The sequence below is a fragment of the Aquabacter albus genome (assembly GCF_040049275.1).
In the GTDB taxonomy this organism is placed as follows: domain Bacteria; phylum Pseudomonadota; class Alphaproteobacteria; order Rhizobiales; family Xanthobacteraceae; genus Aquabacter.
The window spans coordinates 584573-604333 of record NZ_JBDZDT010000004.1 but is presented as its reverse complement, the minus strand read 5'-3'; the positions used below and the strand labels follow the sequence as shown (position 1 = coordinate 604333).

17 protein-coding genes are annotated in these 19761 nt (G+C 66.5%); 12 read left to right on the top strand and 5 right to left on the bottom strand.

Features of this window, described 5'->3' with window-relative positions:
• Nucleotides 1–13: 13 nt before the first annotated feature.
• From ABLE91_RS12530 to ABLE91_RS12510, 5 genes are all read right to left on the bottom strand, one after another.
• Nucleotides 14–1801 carry a thiamine pyrophosphate-binding protein gene (locus ABLE91_RS12530; protein ID WP_348931153.1) on the bottom strand — a complete coding sequence of 596 codons (1788 nt, stop codon included), beginning with the start codon at nt 1799–1801 and terminating at the stop codon, nt 14–16.
• 120 nt (nt 1802–1921) lie between these two features.
• Nucleotides 1922–2908, bottom strand: a complete 987-nt coding sequence (locus ABLE91_RS12525; protein WP_348931152.1) for a Bug family tripartite tricarboxylate transporter substrate binding protein — start codon at nt 2906–2908, stop codon at nt 1922–1924.
• 35 nt (nt 2909–2943) lie between these two features.
• Nucleotides 2944–4494 carry a class I adenylate-forming enzyme family protein gene (locus ABLE91_RS12520; protein ID WP_348931151.1) on the bottom strand — a complete coding sequence of 517 codons (1551 nt, stop codon included), beginning with the start codon at nt 4492–4494 and terminating at the stop codon, nt 2944–2946.
• Nucleotides 4491–5672 (bottom strand): thiolase family protein, encoded by a 1182-nt coding sequence (locus ABLE91_RS12515; protein ID WP_348931150.1) that lies wholly within the window; start codon nt 5670–5672, stop codon nt 4491–4493. Before ABLE91_RS12515 ends, ABLE91_RS12520 begins: the two co-directional genes overlap by 4 nt.
• A 75-nt stretch (nt 5673–5747) precedes the next feature.
• Nucleotides 5748–5960: a hypothetical protein gene (locus ABLE91_RS12510; RefSeq protein WP_348931149.1), complete on the bottom strand. Its 213-nt coding sequence runs from the start codon at nt 5958–5960 to the stop codon at nt 5748–5750.
• A 149-nt stretch (nt 5961–6109) separates the two neighbouring features.
• On the opposite strand from ABLE91_RS12510, the gene ABLE91_RS12505 reads away from it, so the two are divergent.
• The 12 genes from ABLE91_RS12505 to ABLE91_RS12450 all read left to right on the top strand — a co-directional run bounded on the left by ABLE91_RS12505 (nt 6110) and on the right by ABLE91_RS12450 (nt 19756).
• The gene (locus ABLE91_RS12505) at nt 6110–7345 is read left to right on the top strand and encodes a CaiB/BaiF CoA transferase family protein (RefSeq protein ID WP_348931148.1); all 1236 of its coding nucleotides are present in this window, start codon (nt 6110–6112) and stop codon (nt 7343–7345) included.
• A 31-nt stretch (nt 7346–7376) separates the two neighbouring features.
• On the top strand, nt 7377–8345 hold the full coding sequence (locus tag ABLE91_RS12500; RefSeq protein ID WP_348931147.1) for a Bug family tripartite tricarboxylate transporter substrate binding protein: 969 nt from the start codon (nt 7377–7379) through the stop codon (nt 8343–8345).
• A gap of 7 nt (nt 8346–8352) precedes the next feature.
• Nucleotides 8353–9534 carry a thiolase family protein gene (locus tag ABLE91_RS12495; protein WP_348931146.1) on the top strand — a complete coding sequence of 394 codons (1182 nt, stop codon included), beginning with the start codon at nt 8353–8355 and terminating at the stop codon, nt 9532–9534.
• Entirely contained in the window at nt 9531–9923 is a 393-nt protein-coding gene (locus ABLE91_RS12490) for a Zn-ribbon domain-containing OB-fold protein (protein WP_348931145.1), read from the top strand. The genes ABLE91_RS12495 and ABLE91_RS12490 overlap by 4 nt, the downstream gene beginning before the upstream one ends.
• Nucleotides 9924–10037: 114 nt before the next feature.
• On the top strand, nt 10038–10868 hold the full coding sequence (locus ABLE91_RS12485) for an IclR family transcriptional regulator (protein WP_348931144.1): 831 nt from the start codon (nt 10038–10040) through the stop codon (nt 10866–10868).
• Nucleotides 10869–11266: 398 nt separating this feature from the next.
• Nucleotides 11267–12349 carry a C4-dicarboxylate TRAP transporter substrate-binding protein gene (locus ABLE91_RS12480; RefSeq protein WP_348931143.1) on the top strand — a complete coding sequence of 361 codons (1083 nt, stop codon included), beginning with the start codon at nt 11267–11269 and terminating at the stop codon, nt 12347–12349.
• A 95-nt stretch (nt 12350–12444) separates the two neighbouring features.
• On the top strand, nt 12445–12960 hold the full coding sequence (locus ABLE91_RS12475; RefSeq protein WP_348931142.1) for a TRAP transporter small permease: 516 nt from the start codon (nt 12445–12447) through the stop codon (nt 12958–12960).
• A gap of 11 nt (nt 12961–12971) precedes the next feature.
• Entirely contained in the window at nt 12972–14378 is a 1407-nt protein-coding gene (locus tag ABLE91_RS12470) for a TRAP transporter large permease (protein ID WP_348931141.1), read from the top strand.
• Between the two features lie 140 nt (nt 14379–14518).
• Complete coding sequence (pcaD, locus tag ABLE91_RS12465; RefSeq protein WP_348931140.1) at nt 14519–15346, top strand: 3-oxoadipate enol-lactonase; 828 nt, start codon at nt 14519–14521, stop codon at nt 15344–15346.
• A gap of 121 nt (nt 15347–15467) precedes the next feature.
• Nucleotides 15468–16568, top strand: a complete 1101-nt coding sequence (locus tag ABLE91_RS12460) for an LLM class flavin-dependent oxidoreductase (protein ID WP_348931139.1) — start codon at nt 15468–15470, stop codon at nt 16566–16568.
• 79 nt (nt 16569–16647) lie between these two features.
• Entirely contained in the window at nt 16648–17637 is a 990-nt protein-coding gene (locus tag ABLE91_RS12455) for a Gfo/Idh/MocA family protein (protein WP_348931138.1), read from the top strand.
• A 454-nt stretch (nt 17638–18091) separates the two neighbouring features.
• Entirely contained in the window at nt 18092–19756 is a 1665-nt protein-coding gene (locus ABLE91_RS12450; protein ID WP_348931137.1) for an ankyrin repeat domain-containing protein, read from the top strand.
• Nucleotides 19757–19761: the final 5 nt, after the last annotated feature.

Here is a 19761-nt window from a genome sequence, read left to right as displayed (position 1 = left end):
GTCACGCCGCTTGTTACTTCGCGGGCACCATCACCTCGGGCGTCCACGGGGCGCCGAAAGCTGGCTCGCGGAACGGGGTCGGCGGCAGGTGCCACGTGCCGGTTGGCGGCGGCCGCACCTCGGCGTCCACATGGACGTCCAGCAGGATCGGCTTGTTGAGGGACACGGCGTAGGCGAGGGCGTCCTTGAAATCCTCGGACTTCGTCACCGTGAGCCCCTCGACGCCGCAGGCGCGCGCCCAGGCGGCGAAGTCGGGGTTGTACGGCTTCTTGTTGTCGCCGTGATAGAAGGCGGTGCCGTGCTCGCGGCCGCCGAACATGCCCATCTGGATGTCGCGGATGGAGGCCCAGGCGAAGTTGTTCCAGATCACCCATACCACGGGGATATTGTACTCCACCGCCGTGCACAGCACGTGGGGCACCATGGAGAAGCAGCCGTCGCCCGCGATGGCGATCACCGGCCGGTCGGGCGCCGCGAGCTTGGCGCCAAGCGCGCCGGCCGCCCCGAATCCCATGCCTGAGAAGCCCCAGGAATTGAGGATGGTCTGGGGCTGGCGCGCCTTCCAGAACTGCATGAACCAATTGTGGTTGACGCCCACGTCGCAGGCGATAATGGCGTTGGGCGGCAGCACCGCCTCGCAGTCCGCAACAATCCGCTCAGGACGGATGGGGGAGGCGTGGATCGAGAAATTGGGGCGGATGAACTCCTCCCACTGCTGCGCCCATCCGGCGATCTCGGCGAGCCATTCCGCACGGGCCTCGCGCTGGCCCTGAAGGTCCTGCGCGGCGGCAAGGATCTGGCGTAGGAAGGTGCGCGCATCGGCGATGATGCCGATATCAGGCGGATAGTTGCGGCCCAATTCGTCGGGGTCCACGTCCACATGCACCAGCTTGGTGTGCGGGAAGTTCCAACTGTAGCCGGGGATCCAGGAGGAGGCGGAGCGGTCGTCGAAGCGTGCGCCCACCGAGATGACGAGGTCAGCATGCCGGCCCGCCTGATTGGCGGCATAGGCGCCATTGCGGCCGATGAAGCCCAGCGACATCGGATCGACCATGTCAATGCAGCCGAAGCCGTTGGGCGAAGAGATGACCGGGATGCCGAGCGCGTGGGCGGCTTCCGTGATCTCGGCGCCGGCCTCCGAGAGGGTGACGCCGTGGCCGATGAAGAAGGCCGGGCACTTGGAATTCTTGATCAATTCCATGACGCGGGCGATCTCGTCTTCGCCGGCGCCCGAGCGCTGGGAGAGATGGCGCGGCGCGGGCGGCGGCATCTCCACGTCGTCCTCTTCCTGGAAGACGTTGAAGGGGATGTCGATGTTCACCGGCCCCGGGCGGCCCGAGAGCATGGTGGTGGTGGCCTGACGCAGCGCCAGAGGCAGCATGTCCACACGGGTGGGCTGGAAGGAGCGCTTCACCACCGGACGCAGCACATTGACGAAGTCCGCCTGATAATGGCGGTTGATCTCCTGGAACGGCGAGCGGTTGAACTGGGAGGTGGGGACGTTAGCGGTGATGGCGAGGACGGCTGAACTGTCCGTCAGCGCGCAGGCGAGCGGCATGACGATGTTGGCCGAGCCGGGGCCGCAGGAAGTGAGCGTCGCCACCGGCTGGTGTTTCACCCGGAAATAGGCATCCGCCATATGGGCCGCCACCTGTTCATGGCGCGGCGACACCAAAGTGATACGATCCCGTGCTTCGTAGAGCACGTCCAGCATGCCCACATTGCCGTGCCCGCAAATGCCGAAGACATACGGGATCTCATTGTCGATCAAATACTCGGTGATGATCTCCGCACCCTTCATCCGAGGCATCGCTTGGGCCTTCCTGCTTTTTCAATTGGATCGGGGGGCCTTCGGCCGCACCCGTTATCGGAACGGCATTCAGCCATATTAAATGGCTTTTCACAATACGGTCATTGCGCTTTAGTTGAGCGTAAGGCCGATCTCTTCGACCACGCTGCGCCACATGGCGGCGTCCTTCGCCACCCGCGCGGCCAGCGCCTCCGGCCCTTCCGCATGCACCGCAAGCCCCGTGCGCTCAATACCCGCGCGCACGTCCGGCTGGGCGAGGATGGCAAGCACCTGGCCGGACAGCTTCTTGATGATGGCAGGGTCCGTGCCGGCCGGCGCGAACATGGCCATGAAGGTTTCCGCCACGAAGCCCGGGAAGCCCAGTTCCTCAAGCGTCGGCACATCCGGCAGCTCGGGCAGCCGCTTCGGGCCGGCGTGGAACAGCACCCGCAGCTGGCCGCTGGCGATCTGGCCGCGCGTGGAGGAATAGCTGCCGGTGTTCATGTCCGTGGTGCCGGCAAGCACCGCCTGTGTCGCCGGGCCCGCGCCGGGGAACGGCACCATGAGCAGCTTGAAGCCGCCGAGCTTCTGGAGCTTCTCCATCATGAGGTGCGGCGAGGCCCCCTGGGCGCCGCTGCCATAGGTGTACTTCTCCGGGCTCGCCTTCGATTCCTTGATGAGCTGCGGCAGGCTCTTGATGGGGGAATCCGGCTTCAGCGTGATCAGGTCCGGCGTAGTGCCGAGCTCGGTGATGGGCGCGAGATCCTTGATGGGATCGAACGGCGTCGGCTTGTAGAGGCCGGGATTGGTGACCACGGCGTCGGACGTGATCATCAGGGTGTAGCCGTCGGCGGGCGAGCGGATCACCGCGCCGATGCCGATATTGCCGCCGGCCCCGCCCCGGTTCTCCACCACGAAGGGCTGGCCATTGACCTTCTGCAGTTCCGAGGCCACCACGCGGGCCAGCAGGTCCACGCCGCCGCCGGCGGCAAACGGCACGATGACCTTCACCGGGCGGTCGGGATATTCCGCCGCGGCCGGCGCCGCGAAGGCGAGAGCCGCTGCGAACGCGGAAGCGGCGAGCAAGGCGAAGCGGCCCTTGGGGGCTTTGGTCTTCATGGAATCCTCCCTGGTCCTGATCGTTCTGTCGTTGGTCACTTGGAAGGCGCGGTAAGGCGCGCCTCCAGATCCTGCCGGCGCACCTTGCCGGTGACGCTGCGGGGCAGATCGGCCTCATCGAGGAAGTGCACGCGCTTGGGCACCTTGTAGGGGGCGATGCGGCCTTTGATCATGGCGATCACCCGCTCCTCCGTGAGGCCCGCCGTGCGGGCCACCACGAAGGCCACCGGCACCTCGCCCCAGCGGGCATCGCTCTGGCGTACCACCACGGCCTCGGCGATGTCGGCGCTCGCCATGAGCAGGCGCTCGATCTCGGCGGGATAGATGTTCTCGCCACCGGACTTGATGAGGTATTTGCGGCGGTCCACGAAATCGAGCGTGCGGTCGGGATTGCGCACCATCACGTCGCCCATGTGGAACCAGCCGCCCCGGAAATCCTCGGCATTCTGCTTGGGCGCGCGCCAATAGCCGGAGAACAAAGCCGGCGTGCGCACCAGCATCTCGCCGGGCTCGCCGTCCGGAACATCGTTCCCGTCGGGGTCCACGAGGCGCAGGAGGCACAGCGAGCTCTGCACCTTCGAGAAGCGCTCAGGGGCGACGCCCACGGGAATGCGCCCGCGGCTCGCCGGCGCCGGGCCGGTCTCGGTGGAGCCAAACGTGTTGCGGAACGGCGCGTTCAGGAGCCCCGTGACCTCGCCGATGCTGGAGGGCGGGACGAGGTCCGCCATGGCACCCACGAGGGAGATGCCCCGCACGTTCAAAGGGCGCGCCTTCAAGGCGGCGATCAGCGGCTCCACCGTGCCGGGGCCGAGGGAGAGGAGGCCGATCTCCTCCTTGCCGATGATCTCCACCAGGGCCTCCGCATCGAAGCCCTCCATCATCACCAGCTTGCCGCCGAGCATCAGCATGCCCAGCGCATTGTCGGAGCCGGCCATGTGGAACAGCGGCGCCCAGCACACGAAGCTGCGGCGGGGGAACAGGGTCTCGTCCAGCATCGCCATCCAGGTGCGCGCCACCATGGCGCGATGGCTGATGGCGGCGCCCTTGGGAAAGCCCGTGGTGCCGCTGGTGAACAGGATGAGCAGCGGGTCCTCCGGCTGCGCGACATCGGGCGGATCGCGCTCCTCGCCGGCGCGCAGCAGCGCCTCATAGGGCTCGCCAAAGACGATGGGGGCTGTGCCGGACGCTTGCGCCGCCTTCTCGGCGAAACGTTCCGAGGCGAACACCAGCGCGGGTTCCGCTAGGCCTAGGCAATGGCTCAGCTCATCCACCGACTGGCGCCAGCTGGGGCAGGCGACCAGCAGGCCGAGCTTCGCGGCGGCCAGCTGCACCTCGACATATTCGCTGCGGTTCTCCGCCACCACGGCGACGACGCCGGAGCGCCCGAGGCCGCGCTTCGCCAGCACATGCGTGAGGCGGTTCACCCGGGCGTTCAGCTCCCCATAGGAGATGCGCTGGCCGCGCTCCTCCATGGCGGTCTGGTCCGGCGCGAGCCGGGCCTGCTGCTGGAACAGCGCGCCCACAGTGAGGCCCGAGGCGGCCAGGGGAAGCATTTCGGTTTCCGGGACGAGCGGGGACAAGGTCATGCGCCGCGCTCCAGCACCATGGCATTGCTGGAGGACCAGTTGCGGCCATAGGGCAGCACGCCGATGCCGGTGACGAGAGCGTTGCCGTGCCGCTTCACCTGCCGCGAGCCCGCCTCGCCGAAGAGCTGGCGCATGGCTTCGGACATGTTCACGCCGCCGCCCGCAAGCCCGGGCTGGCCGGCCGAGACCTGCCCGCCGCCCGTATTGATGGGAAGGTCGCCGTCATAAGCGAGGCTGCGCTCCTTCACGAACGCCTCGGCCTGTCCGGCGCCGCAGAAGCCGATCTGCTCCAGTTGCAGCAGCACGGCGATGAGGAAGTCGTCATAGAGGTGCAGCATGTGGATGTCGGAGGGGCTAAGGCCCGCATCGGAAAGCGCCTTCGGCCCCACATCGCTGAAGCCCGAGATGGTGATGTCCGGGATGGTCTCCTGCGGGTCGAAATTGACCCGCTCCCGATAGGCGATGGGGTGGACCATCTTCGTCACGCCGAGGCGCCGGGCTGTCTCGGTGGAGGTGACGATGAAGGCGCTCGCTCCGTCGCACCGCATCACGCAATCCAGCAGCCGCAGAGGGTCGCAGACCACGCGCGAATTGAGATAGTCCGCCTCGGTGAGCGGCTTGCGCAGCACCGCGCTGGCATTGGGATTTTCCAGCGCGCCGCGCCGCTGGGCCACCGCCAGCTTGGCGAGCGCGGCGTCGGGCATGCCGTATTGACTCCGATAGACCGAACTCAGCAGGCCGAAGGCCACGAGCGGGCCGGCATAGCCGAACGGGTCGCAGAATTCGGTGCGGTGGCCCACCTGCCGGGAGAGATCCTGGGTAGAGACAGCATCGGCGCCGATGCACACCGCGATCTCGCACATGCCCGAATGGATCGCGGCCGCGGCGCGGGCAATGTTACCCACATTGGAGGAGCCGCCGAGGTCGGTGGTCTGGCACCAGGTGGGCGAGAGGCCCAGCGTCTCGGCGAGGAGATTGCTCCAGAAGGGATTGCCCGCCTCGGACATGGCCTGGGTGCAGGCGAGCCCGTCTATGTCGCCGCGCGCCAGCCCAGTGGCCTTGAGCGCGCCCGCGAGCACCTCGCCGGCGAGATCGAGCGCGCTGCGGCCGCTGCCGCGCACGTTCGCGGCCTCCGCATAGCCGATGATGGCGATGCTTCTGTCTTGGAGAAACCTCATCTGCGGGGCGGTTCCTGTGGCTGTGCCTTCGCTGCGCATCCGCGCCGGGCTCATTTCTAGATTAGGGATATGAATTCACAATACGGGAACATCTGTCAATATCGGGGGCGAAGACAGCAGCAGCAAGGCGTGGGAGGGTGCGCCGCACCATGAAACATAAGGGTTCCTTTGTGCTATCGCCCCAATTCGCACAGCGAACAGCGCTTTTTCGCCTTGCGCCATAGGCCAATTTTGGTATTGAGAAATAGTCATTTCATAATGAAGAAACGTGGCGATGAAGCTGCGCACGGAGGAAGCCTCAGGCCGAGGCGGTTATGTGGAGGCGCCGCTTTCGGTGCGGGCAATTGCCCTGCCCGCTTCACGCGCCCGCCTGAAAGCGCCCGCCCTTCCAGCCGCATCCCCGCGCACCCGTCTTCCTGACAAAGGTGAGGAGAACCATGACGAAACGGCCGCTGGACGGCATCCGCATCCTCGATCTCACCCGGGTCTTCTCAGGCCCCTGGGCCACCCAGATGCTCGGCGATCTGGGCGCCGAGGTGATCAAGGTGGAGCAGCCCCGGCGCGGCGACGACCTGCGCAAGCTCGGCCCGCCTTTCCTGAAGGACGGAGCGGGGGAGGAGACGAAGGAGTCGGCCTATTATCTGAGCGTCAACCGCAACAAGAAATCCATCAGCGTCGACATTGCGAGCCCCGAGGGTCAGGACATCGTCCGCGCGCTGGCGCTCAAAGCCGACGTGGTGATGGAGAATTTCAAGGTCGACGACCTCTCCCGCTACGGGCTCGACTATGCGAGCCTTTCCAAGCTCAATCCCCGCCTCATCTATTGCTCCATCACCGCCTTCGGCCAGACCGGGCCGAACCGCCACCGCATGGGCTACGACACGCTGCTCCAGGCCATGTGCGGGGTCATGAGCGTCACCGGCCATCCCGACGGCGTGCCGGGCGGCGGCCCCATCAAGGTGGGCTTCGTGCTCTCCGACCTTCTCGCCGGCAGCTACGCCGCGACCGCCGTGGTCTCGGCCCTCTATGCCCGCGACACGCACGGCGGAACGGGCCAGCACATCGACATCTCCATGTTCGATGCGCAGGTGGCCGCCATGTCCCACCAGAACATGCATTATCTCGTCTCGGGCGAGGACCCGCAGCGCTTCGGCACGGGCGCGCCCTCCGTCGTGCCCTCGCAGGTGTTCGCCTGCTCCGACGGCCACATCATCCTGGTGGCGGGCAATGATGCCCAGTTCCGCAAGCTCTGCGCCCTCATCGGGCTGCCGGATCTGGGGACAGACCCGCTCTATGCCACCAACGGCGCGCGGGTGCGCAACCGGGCGACGCTCATCCCGCAGCTGGAGGCGAAGTTCATCGCCCGCAGCAAGCAGGACTGGCTGGCCGACCTGGAGGCCAACGGCCTCGTGGCCGGTCCCATCAATGCGGTGTCCGAGGTGTTCGCCGATCCCCATGTGGCGGCCCGCGGCATGGTGGTGGAGGCCACACACGCCAGCGGTGGCACCGTGCCGCTCATCGTCTCGCCCATGCGCCTGTCCGGCACCCCGCTCGATGTCTATACGGCGCCGCCGTTCCAGGGACAGCACACGCGCGAGGTGCTCGGCGGCCTTCTCGGCATGGCCGAGGCGGACATCGCCGCTCTCGAGGACAAGAAGATCATCGTCGACTGAACAGACACGAGAAGCAGAGGGAGGACGATCCATGAAGAAGTTCCTGGCCATGGCCGGCGCGCTCGCGCTGGCCATGTCGGTGGGCGCGGGCGCGTCGGCCGACACCTTCACCACCCAGCCCACCCGCGTGCTCGTGCCGTTCTCGGCCGGCGGCGGGCTCGACCTCGTCGCGCGCCTCATGGCGGCGCAGCTCAACACCATGTGGGGCCAGCCCGTGGTGGTGGACAACAAGCCCGGCGCCGGTGGCATCATCGCCTCGCGCGAGCTGGTGGCCTCCAAGCCGGACGGCCACACCTTGCTAGTGGTGGCCGGCGGCCATGCGCTGAACCCGCTCATCTACAAGGACGTGCCCTACGACACGCTGAAGGATTTCACCCCCATCTCGGTGCTGGTGGCGTCCGGCAACGTGGTGCTCGTGCCGAAGGATTCGCCCATCAAGACCATCGAGGACGTCATCGCCCTGGCGAAGAAGACACCGGGCGGCCTGCAATACGGCACCGCCGGCAACGGCACCTCGGTCCACCTCTCCGGCGAATTGTTCGCCCGCGAGGCGAAGGTGCCCATGCAGCCCATCCACTTCAAGGGCGATTCGGATTCGCTCACGGCCCTCATCGGCAACCATATTCCCATGAGCTTCAACAGCCTCATCGGCGCGCTGCCGCAGATCCAGAAGGGGCAGGTGCGGGCCATCGCCGTCACCTCGCCCAAGCGCGAGGCGGCGCTCCCCGATGTGCCCACCGTGGCGGAATCCGGCGTGCCGGGCTTCGACGTGGTGAACTGGTGGGGCATCCTCGGCCCGGCGAAGATCCCGCCGGAGATCGTGGCGAAGCTCAACAAGGACATCCACGCCGCGCTCAGCGATCCGAAATCCCAGGAGCGGCTGAAGGCGCTCGGCGTGAGCCTCGATCTGTCCACGCCCCAGCAGTTCAGCGACCTCATCGCCAGGGAGATGACGCGCTGGGCACCGGTGGTGGACGCCGCCGGCATCAAGGCGCAGTGAGGCAAGCATGACCTGGCTGACGGACCGCGAGATCGCGGTGATCGGCTGCGCGGACACCAAGCTGGAGCTCAAGAGCGGCAAGACCGCCCTTGAGCTGGCCGGCGCGGTGACACGGCAGCTTCTGGAAAAGACCGGTATCGCGCGGTCGCAGATCGACGGCATGGCGGCCACCCTCGCCAATGCCGAGGCGCACAACGCGTTTTGGACCAACATGATGGCCGATGCCCTCGGCCTCGAGCTGGCCTGGTGCCAGGCGAGCGAGATCGGGGGCGGCTCGGTCATCGGCAATCTGGTGCGGGCCGGGACTGCGGTGCATTCCGGCCTGTGCGAGATGGTGCTCTGCATCGCGGCGGATGCGCCCTCCACCAAGTTCGTGACCAAGCAGAGCGGCTACCGGGAGGAATTTTGCGATCCCCTCGGCTATGGCGCGCTGCCCATCTCCTTCGGTCTTCTCACCTCGGCCTACACGGCGAAATACGGCTCCCCCGATCCGGGCATGGCGCGGCTCGCAGTGGCGCAGCGGAATGGTGCGCTGCTCAACGAGAATGCCTGCGAGAAACTGCGCGTGCCCATCACCGAGGAGGACTATCTCGCCTCCCGCATGATCTCCGACCCGCTGCGGCTTCTCGACTGCGTGATGCGCTGCGACGGCGCGAACGCCTTCCTTGTCACCTCCACGAAGAAGGCCCGGGAGCTGGGCTTCGACAATCTGGTGCACCCGGTGGCCTACCGGGAAATGGTGAATTTCGATCCGCGCCAGGAGGTGGACGACATCACCGTCACCGGCTTCTCCAAGGTGGGGCCGGCGGCGCTGCGGGATGCCGGGCTGAAGGCGTCCGACATTCAGAGCTTCCATCCCTATGACGATTTCTACATCGCCCTCATCCTCCAGCTGGAGCAGATCGGCTTCTGCGGCCCGGGAGAGGCGAGCGCTTTCCTGAAGGCGCGGGACATCGGCATCAAGGGCGACCTTCCCATCAATACCGGCGGGGGGCAGATCTCCGCCGGCCAGCCCGGCCTTGCGGGCGGCGGGATCAATCTCATCGAGGCCCTGAAGCAGTTGCGCGGGGAAGCCGGAGCGCGTCAGGTGGCACGGGCGGAAAATGCCATGGTCACCGGCATCGGCGTGATCCAGTACGCGCGGAACTGGGGTTGCAGCAACGTCCTGATCTTGGAGCGCGGCGCATGACGAAGAAGAAGCCGGACATCAAGGTGACCAAGCTCACCGAGCCATTCTGGAACGCGGTGCAGGAGCGCAGATTCCTCCTGCAATACGACAAGGCGGCGGACCGCTACCAATTCTACCCCCGCCCCTTGAGCCTCTTCAGCGACCCCGGCGAGACCGAGTGGCGCGAGGCGAGCGGCCTCGGCAAGCTGGTGGCCTGCTCGCGCTGCCATGCACCCGCCCCCGGCTTCGAGGGCGAAGTGCCCTATCTCCTCGGCCTCGTGGCCCTGGACGAGGGGCCGCGCGTCTTCGCGCAGATCGAGGGCGAGGAGGCGCCTTCCATCGGCGCGCGCATGCGCATCGCGTGGCATGAGGAGGACGGCCGGGTCCTCTATAAATTCGCTCGCGCCTAGATTTGGCACGGCTGCCGGGTTGCATTGAATGGGTAGTTGGATGATTATTTCATAATGTGAAAATCCGCGGGCCTCGCCCGCCATACGGCCTAGGGCCGGGACAGGAGAAGCAGGATGCCGCGCCAGGCTGCATTGCCCGTCGAAAATACGCTTCCCGAAGCCGTGGAAGCCAAGAGCGGCGGCGTGCAATCGCTGGAGCGGGCATTCGGCATCCTGGAGGAAGTCGCCCGGCACAAGCAGGGCGTCAACCTCGCGGAACTCTCCAAGAAGATCGGGCTGCACACCAGCACGACGTTTCACCTGGCGAAAACCATGGTGGGCCTCGGGTACCTTCGGCAGGACCGCGACACCAAGCGCTACCATGTGGGCGGCATGGTCTTCAGCCTGGCGGTGAACGCCCTCAACGAGATAGAGCTGGTGGGGCTGGCAACGCCCATCCTGGAGGAGATCGCCCGCGAGACCGGCGAGACGGCGCATTTCGCCATCCGCTCCGGCGACGACGTGCTGGTGGCGGCCCGCGCCATGGGGCCGGGCGCGTTCCAGCTTGTGGACCGCGCCGGCGGGCTCAGGCCCGCGCACTGCACGGGCCTCGGCAAGGTGCTGCTGGCGGCCATGGCGCCCGATGCGTTCGAGCGCTATCTCGCGACGGCCAAGCTCGAGCCGTGGACGCCCAAATCCATCATCGACCCCAACGCCCTGCGCGCCGAGATCGAGCGCATCCGCGAGGACGGGCTTGCCTATGACGATGGCGAGTACGATCTGGAGGTGCGCTGCATCGCCATGCCGGTGAAGGATTTCACCGGCCGCACCATCGGTTCGGTGGGCATCTCCGGCCCCATCTGGCGCCTCACCCTCCCGCGCCTCGAAGAAAAGCGCGAGAAGATCCGCCAGGCAGCGCACCGTTTCTCCCGCGAACTGGGCTTCGGAACCACGCGGACCGCCTGAGGCGGCCTCCCCCGTCCGGCTTTCTCTCCAGAATTTTCCGATCTCGGCCCGCGCGCGAGAGCGTGCGGCTGTTGCCGCGCGCTCTCGAATGCTGAGCGCCGCCAGCCGCTTCACGGACAACGCTTCGGCCGGCTAGACCCGAGGCCGGCCCGCTCGCCCGCGCGCGAGGCCGCCGCCAAACCGACCCATCAGAAATGATAATGGGCCAGATCATAAATGATCATTTGGCGATGCCCCCACGCACACTCCTAATACAGTAAATCTGCCATATGCCTTTGCGGCATGGCAGCATTTATTCTTGTGCGTCTGCACAACGCCGATGATCTCAAATGGTGCGCCGCCCAAGAGCGCAGATTTAGAACAATACAAATAAGTCATCCCCGGGAGGAAATTTTCAGATGAGCTTCATCCTGCGCCGATCCGCCCTCGCGGCGGTCATCTCAGGCGGCATCGCGACCGCGCTCGCTTTCCCCGCCGCGGCGGACACGTTCCGCCTGCGCATCGCCTCCGGCCATCCGGCGGTGAACACCTATGTCAATCTCATGCAGACTTTCTTCGTGCCCGAAGTCACGAAGCGCGTAGCCGAGAAGACCAGCCACAAGATCGAGTTCGTGGAAGGTTATGGCGGCTCCATGGTGAAGGTGGCCGACACGCTGGAGGCGGTGCAGTCCGGCATCATCGACATCGGCGGCTATTGCTTCTGCTTCGAGCCGTCCAACCTGCCCATGCACGCCTTCCAGGTCATGCTGCCCTTCTCGTCCATGAGCTCGGTGACCAGCGTGCAGGTGGCGCGGGAGGTCTACGACAAAGTCCCTTACATGACCGAGGTGTTCGAGAAGAAGTTCAACCAGAAGCTCATCGCCCTCATCTCGGACAATGGCTACAACCTCACCACCACCTTCGACTGGAGCTCGGTGGCGGACCTGAAGGGCCGCAAGCTGGCGGGCGCCGGCCTGAACCTGAAATGGCTGGAATATGCCGGTGCGATCCCGGTCCAGTCCTCCCTGCCGGACGCCTACACCGCCATGCAGACGGGCGTCTATAACGGCTGGATCATGTTCCCGTCCGGCGTAGTGAACTTCAAGCTCTTCGAGGTCTCGCCCTATTATACCGAGACCGGCTTCGGGGCGATCACCTGGCACGGCCTCACCATCAACAAGGCCCGCTTCGAGAAGCTGCCGAAGGACGTCCAGGACGTCGTCCTCGAGGTCGCCCGCGAGTTCGAGGCCAAGACCGGCACGGTGAACGACGAGAACTATCCCAAGCAGATCGCGCAGCTCAAGGAGCTGGGCGCCAAGGTGAAGTCGGCGGTCCCGGCCCGCGTGCGCATGGACTGGGCCAACTCGTTGAAGGACTGGCCGCAGGAGAAGGCCACCGAGCTCGACAAGGCCGGCCTGCCCGCCACCCAGGTGCTGAACCTCACCCTGCAGCTCTACGAGAACCACGGCCACAAATGGCCGGTGCGCTACGAGATCAAGTGAAGCCGCGCTTCGCCTGATCATCAGCCCGGGCCCGCCTTCAGGGCCGGCCCGGGTGCCGCGTTTCTTCTCGCCGATCGCAAATCATAGGTGCGTCCATGATCGGAAAAGCGCTCGATCTCATTTCCAAGTCCTTGCTCGTTATCGCCTCGATCCTTGCCTTTGCGCTCTGTTTCGTTGTCTGCGCTGATGTGATCGGCCGGGTGATCTTCGGCACCCCGCTCAAGGGGACGCCGGAACTGGTGTCCTCCTCCATCGTCATCATCTGCTACCTGCAGGCCAGCTACGCGATCTTGTCCGGCGGCATGATGTACGTGGACGCCTTCACGGTGCATTTCCCGGTGCCGGTTCAGGCGGCGTTGGGTGTTCTCGGCTCGCTGCTTGGGGCGGTGCTGTTCGGCATCATCTTCTGGGGCAGCATCGACGGGTTCATACACGCCTGGACCAGCGGCGAATTTGAGGGTGAAGGCGCCCTGCACGTTCCCATGTGGCCGGTGCGCCTCGCCGTTCTCGCCGGCACGGGCCTCGCCCTCCTTGCCTATATCCTCCTTGCCTGTCGCCAGGTGGTCGCCGCGCGGCACCGCCAAGTCCTGGCCACCGGCGTATCGCACTGAGGGCCGCCGCCATGTTTGATGGAACCCAAATGGCGCTGGTGCTCGGCGTCCTCCTCGGCCTCGTCTTCCTCGGCACCCACATCGCCGTCGCCCTCGGCATCGCGTCGGCGCTCGGCATCTACATGATGATGGACGGCGACTTCGAAGTCGTGCGGACCTTCATCTCCAACACCGCCTATGAGGCGATCCGCGACTACATCTTCGCGGTCATCCCGCTCTTCATCCTCATGGGCGAGTTCCTCGCCCGGTGCGGGGCGGCGCGCGATCTCTTCGCTTTGGTCAACCGCGTCACCAAATGGCTCCCGGGCCGGCTCGGCATCGCCACCGTGTTCGCCAACGCCATCTTCGCCTTCGTCTCGGGGGTGAGCATCGCGGCGGCGGCCGCCTTCTCGCGCATCGCCTATCCCGAGATGAAGCGCTACGGCTACGACCGGCAGTTCTCGCTCGCCTGCATCGCCGGCAGCGCCTGCCTCGGCATGCTGATCCCGCCCTCGGTGCTGATGATCGTGTGGGGCGTCATCACCGAGCAGTCCATCGGCAGCCTGTTCCTCGCCGGCATCATCCCCGGCTTCCTCGTGGTGGGCGTCTACAGCCTCTACATCGTCTATTTCGCCATGCGCTATCCCGCGCTGGTGGGCGAGGCGGCCGGCGGGGGCGGCGTGGTCTCGGTGACATCATCCGGCACCGCCGTGGCGGGCGGTGGCGGAGGCCGCATGTCGCCCCCGCCGGTGGTGGTGGAGGACGACGACTTCCGCAAGACCATCACCGGCACGCTGCTGGTTCTGGTGCTGATCCTCAGCGTGCTGGGCGGCATCTGGTTCGGCGTGTTCACCCCCACAGAGGGCGCGGGCGTGGGCGCGACGCTCTCCCTCTTCATCGCCATCGGCCGCGGCATGAAGATGAAGGACATCTTCGACGTGGTCCTCACCGTAGGGCGCACGTCTGCCCCGCTGCTGCTGCTTCTGGTGACGGCGCAGCTCTATTCCCGCGTGCTGTCCATGACGGGCATCACCGGGGCGGTGCAGGCCTTCTTCCTCGACACCGGCCTGCCGCCGCTCGCCATCCTCGGCATCATGATCCTGATCTGGTTCCTTCTGGGCTGCGTGATCGATTCCATCTCGATCATCCTGCTCACGGTGCCGGTGTTCGCGCCCATCGCCATGACGCTGGGCTACGACCCGCTGGCCTTCGCCATGATCGGCATCATCGCCATCGAGACCGGTCTGCTCACGCCGCCCTTCGGCATCCTGGTGTTCACGGTCAAAGCCGCGCTGCCACAGGAGAATGTGGGCGTCGGGGAGATCTTCAAGGGCTCGGTGCCCTTCTGGATCTGCCTGCTGGCGGTCATCGCCATGATCATCGCCTTCCCGCAGATCGCCACCTGGCTGCCCAATCTCGGCAAGGTGGGCGTCCAATAGGTCGATCAGGACCGCTAATGCGCGGGATCATTTCTAATGATTTCCGCGCATCCCCGCCCCGCATTAACCCTGGCCGACAGGATCGCGGCGGGCCTCGCCGCGCCATCTCCGGCAAGAAACCCATCGAACGGGAGGATCCCATGAGCGACATCGAGAAGATTGCGGTCAACGGCGCCGAGCTTGCGGCGCGGATCGACGGGGAAGCCGGCAAGCCCTGGCTGGTGCTCTCCAATTCGCTGGCCTGCACCCTTGAGAGCTGGCGGCTCCAGCTTCCCCTCTTCACCAAGACCCACCGCGTGCTGCGCTATGACACGCGCGGCCACGGCCGCTCCTCGGCCCCCGCCGCGCCCTACAGCATGGACCTCTTCGCCGCCGACCTCGTGGGCCTCATGGACCATTTCGGCATCGCGAAGGCCGACATTGTCGGCCTTTCCATGGGCGGCATGACCGGGCTCGGGGTTGCCATCAACCACCCCACCCGCATCAACCGCCTCGTCTGCTCGGCGGCCCGCGCGGACGCCATCCCGCCCTTCATCGACAGCTGGAACACCCGCATCGCCGCCATCCGCACGGCGGACGGCATGCAGGGCGTGGTGGACTTCACCATCGAGCGCTGGTTCACCGAGGGCTTCCGCGCCTCGCACCCCGATGTGATCGAGGAGGCGAAGAAGATGATCCTCGCCTGTGATGTCGAGGGCTATATCGCCTGCGCCGAAGCCCTGAAGGGCCTCGACTACAAGCGCAGCCTGGGCACCATCAAGGCACCGGTGCTCTATGTGGCCGGCGCCTCCGACGGCGGCGCGCCGCCCGCCGCGCTGAAGGAGATGGCCTCCCTCACGCCCGGCGCCGAATATGCGGAAATCGCCCCCGCCGCCCACATCATCCCCATGGAGAATCCCGACGCTTATGGCGACACGGTCTCCGGCTGGCTCAGCGGGGCGGGCGTGAAGCAGGCCGCGAGCGCCTGAGAGCAGCCTTCAAGGGGATTAGCCCTGCTAATCCCCTTCATCAGAAACAATCATTTTTCCGCATGGGCGTGGACGCCTAGGGTCTGAAAGACCCCGCGGAAAGACCTTTTGGGAGCTCGTGATGAAGCTCGGTTTCTTCACCATGCCGATCCATCCCTTGAACAAGGATTGGCGCAAATCCCTCGCCGAGGATCGCGAGGCCTTCATCCTGGCGGACGAGCTGGGCTTCACCGAAGCCTATTGCGGCGAGCACGTCACCGACCAGGCCGAGAACATCACGTCCTGCGCCATGTTCCTGGCCTGGATCGCCTCCCACACCAAGAACATCCGCCTCGGCACCGGCACCATCAACATGCCGAACAGCCACCCCGCGAACGTGGCCGGGCAGATCGCCATGCTCGACCACATGCTGGACGGGCGGTTCAATTTCGGCATCAGCCCCGGCGGCCTGCTCTCGGATGCGGAAGTGTTCGGCAATCTCGATGCCGATCGCAACGCCATGTTTGTGGAGGGCATCAATGCGGTGCTCGCCATCTGGGACGGGCAGGTGCCCTACGACATCAAGGGCAAGTACTGGACCATCACCACTGAGCGCACCCAGATGCCTGAGATCGGCCAGGGCATCATGGCCAAGCCGCTGCAGAAGCCCTACCCGCCCATCGTGGTGACCGTGGTGGCGCCCTATTCCAAGGGCGTGACGGAGGCGGCTTCGCGCGGCTGGCTGCCCATCTCGGCCAACTTCCTCATGCCCAAATGGGTGGCCACCCACTGGCCGAAATATGTGGAAGGCCGCCAGCGCGTGGGCGCCGTGGCGGACCCGGCGGACTGGCGGGTGGCAAAAAGCGTGTTCGTGGCCGACGACCTCGCCACCGCGCGGGAATACGCGACTGGCCCCAACAGCCCGTATCGTTTCTACTACAACCAGCTCCTGACCAAGATGAAGGCCAACAAAAGGGCGGAACTGTTCAAGTCCGACCCGAACATGTCGGACGACGACCTGACCATCGAGAAGGTGGTGGACGAACTGGTGATCTGGGGCACGCCCGACAAGGTGGCCGAGGACCTCCTGGCGTTCCAGGAACAGACCGGCCCGTTCGGCACGCTGCTTTATGCCGGCAAGGACTGGGCCGACCGGGACCTCGCCCGCCGCTCCATGGTGCTCCTGGCCGAGAAGGTGGTGCCCAAGATCGAAGGCCGCGCCGCGTCCAAAGCCGCAGAATAAAGATACTCCACAAAAGCGTGCATGCAGAATCCACCCGGCGGCCCGGCCGCCGGGGTGACGGCAGAACGGGAATGGAAACATGCTCAAGGTTGGTTTGATCGGGATGGGCTGGTGGGGCGGCACGCTGCTGCGTGTGCTCCAGGGGAGCCCCGATATCAGGATCGTTGTGGCAACTGACGTCGATCCCTCGAAGGAAGCCCTCGCCACCGAGCGCGGCGCGCGCTTCGTCGGCTCCTTCGAAGCGGTGCTGGACGACCCGGAAGTGGAGGGCGTGGTCCTCTGCACGCCCCAGCAATTCCACGCCGATCAGATCCTCGCCGCCGCCACGCGCGGCAAGCATGTGTTCTGCGAGAAGCCGCTCTGCCTCACCCGCGCCGATGCGGAGAAGGCGGTGGCCACCTGCCGCGCGCACAAGGTGGTGCTCGGCGTCGGCCATGAGCGGCGCTTCGAGCCGCCCATCATCGAGCTGATGACGCGCATCAAGGCGGGCGAGCTCGGCACCGTGGTGCAGGTGGAAGCCAATTTCAGCCAGGACAAGTTCCTGGCGCTCCCGAAGGGCAACTGGCGCATCAGCGCCTCCAACCCGGTCGGCCCCGTCACCGCCACGGGCGTCCACCTCCTCGACCTCTCCACCGCCATCCTGGGCCCCTGCGCGCGCGTCCTCACCTCGCTCGGCACGCTGGGAACCGACTGGGAGAATGGCGACACCCTCGCCATGACCCTGAACTTCAAGAACGGCACCACGGCCCTTCTCTCGGCCATCCTCACCACACCCTTCGACGGCCGCATCGCGGTCTATGGCTCGAAGGGCTGGGCCGAGGTGCGCGACCGGGCCCATCCCGAGAATTCCGAAGGCTGGACCGCGACCTATGTGATCCGTGACAAGCCCCGCGAGGATCTGGACTATCCCCCGGCGCCTTCGGTGCGCGCCAATCTCGAAGCCTTCGCCCGCGCGGCCAAGGGCGGGGCGCCCTATCCCATCTCCATGGACCAGATGATCGACACGGTGGCGGCGCTGGAGGCGGTGTTCGCCTCGGCCAAGACCAACCAGCTCGCCATCGCGCCGTGACAGCACAGAGCGGACGCAGCCGATCTCACCCTCCCCCTTTGAGGGACTGTTGCGATATCCCCCGGGAGGCCAGGAGGGCGGCACCGCGCCCCCTCTCCCCGAGGGGGAGAGGGTTGGGGTGAGGGGGCACCGCCCTCTCCAATCCTGAAGCGTTGGAGCCCCCTCACCCGCCGCCTACGGCGTCGACCTCTCCCCCCTCGGGGAGAGGTAGGAAACTCAGACATCTGAGTCATGTGGCGAATATTGCAACGCTCCCTTTGAGGCGGAGGGAGACCGGCGCGTCGCATTGACAGCGTGGAGCCGCTTTCGTAGCTCTAGGGGCAGAGCGCTCTGGGGCGCCTCCTGTCCGCGGCAAGGGAGCCTGCTCCCACCCAGTCGAATGGCTGAACACCTTCGACCCCCTTCTTCCGGCCTGTCTCAGCGGACATCAGGCGATACGGAAAGAAGGTCGCCCATGAGCCGCACGCTCACCCCCGACACCACCCTCGAAATCCTCAAGAAGGACGCCAAGCGCTGGCTGAAGGCGCTGCGCGCCGGCGATGCCGGGGCGCGGGACCGGCTGCTCGCCGCCACCCCCGCCGCTCCGGCTTTTCCGGGCCTGCGCGACGTGCAGTTTGCGCTCGCCCGCGAATATGGGCTCGCCGGCTGGAGCGCGCTGCGGGAGGCGCTGGAGGACCTCGCCCTCGCGCGGCGTTCGGATGCGGAGCGCACCGGGATCGTGCTGCATTCCGCCTGGCAGGGCGACAGGGCCGCCGCGGCGCGCATCCTCGCACGCTGGCCGCAGACCGGCGCCGGCGGCATCCGCATGGCGGTCGCCACCGGGAACCTCGCCGAGGTGCGGCGCCAGCTTGCCGCCGATCCCACTTTGGCCGCGCGCAAGGGCGGACCTCTGGACTGGGAGCCTTTGCTCTATCTTGCCTATGCGCGCCTTCCGGGCGGCGAGCGGAACGGGCCGGAAATGGCCCGCCTGCTGCTCGACCACGGCGCCGACCCCAATGCCCGCTTCGATGACGGCTGGGGCAATCCCTTCACGGTCCTCACCGGAATCATCGGCGAGGGCGAGGGAGACAAGCCGCCCCATCCGCAAGCCGCAGACCTCGCCGATCTTCTAGTGGAGCGCGGCGCCGATCCCTTCGACACGCAGGCGCTCTACAACACCTCCATCACCCGCGACGAGACGCGCTGGCTGGACTTCCTTTGGACCCGGTGCGCGCGGCGCGGCACGACGGACCTCTGGCACGTACCCGGCACGCCGGGCATCGGCGGAAAAATTTCCCTGAGCCCGCTCGACTACCTGCTCGGCAACGCGGTCGCCTACAACCATCTCCTGCGCGCCGAATGGCTTGTCGTGCACGGTGCGAATGCCGATGGGGTGCATGCCTATTCGGGGCGGCCTTTGCGCGAGGAGGCCCTCATTCATGGTCATGTGGAGATGGCCGATCTCCTCGCCCGCCATGGCGCGGCGACCCCGCCGCTCACGGGACAGGCGGCCTTCCAGGCCGCCATCATGCAGCTCGACCGCGCAGCCGCGCAGGCGGCGGCGCACGCGCATCCCGAATGCCTGCGCGACGCCGCGCCCATGCTGATCGCCGCGCGCCGGGGCCGGGCGGACATGGTCGCCTTGCTGCTGGATCTCGGCATGGATGCCGACGTCATGGACGAGACGGAGCAGCGTGGGCTGCACAATGCGGCCGGCAACGGGGCACTGGAGGTCGCACGCCTGCTGATCGCCCGCGGCGCAGATATCGACCGGCCGACCACGCGCTTCGGCGGCCCCATGGGCTTCGCCGCCCATTTCGGGCATCGGGAGATGGCGGCCCTGCTGGCGCCGCTCAGCCGAGACGTGGTTGAGCTGACCTATCTCGGTATGAAGGAGCGCGTGCGCGAGCTGCTCGCGGCCGACCCTTCGCTCGCCAACGCCGCCCAGGGAAAATACGGCATCATCCCGCTCTTCGCGTTGCCGGACGATGATGCGGAGGCGGTGGAGATGGCGGAGCTTCTCCTGTCCTTTGGCGCGGACCCGAATGCGACGAACAATGAAGGGCTCACCGCCGAGCAGGCCGCCCGCACGCGCGGGCTGATCGATGCCGCCGACCTGATGCGGGGCGAAGCGGACTGACAGGC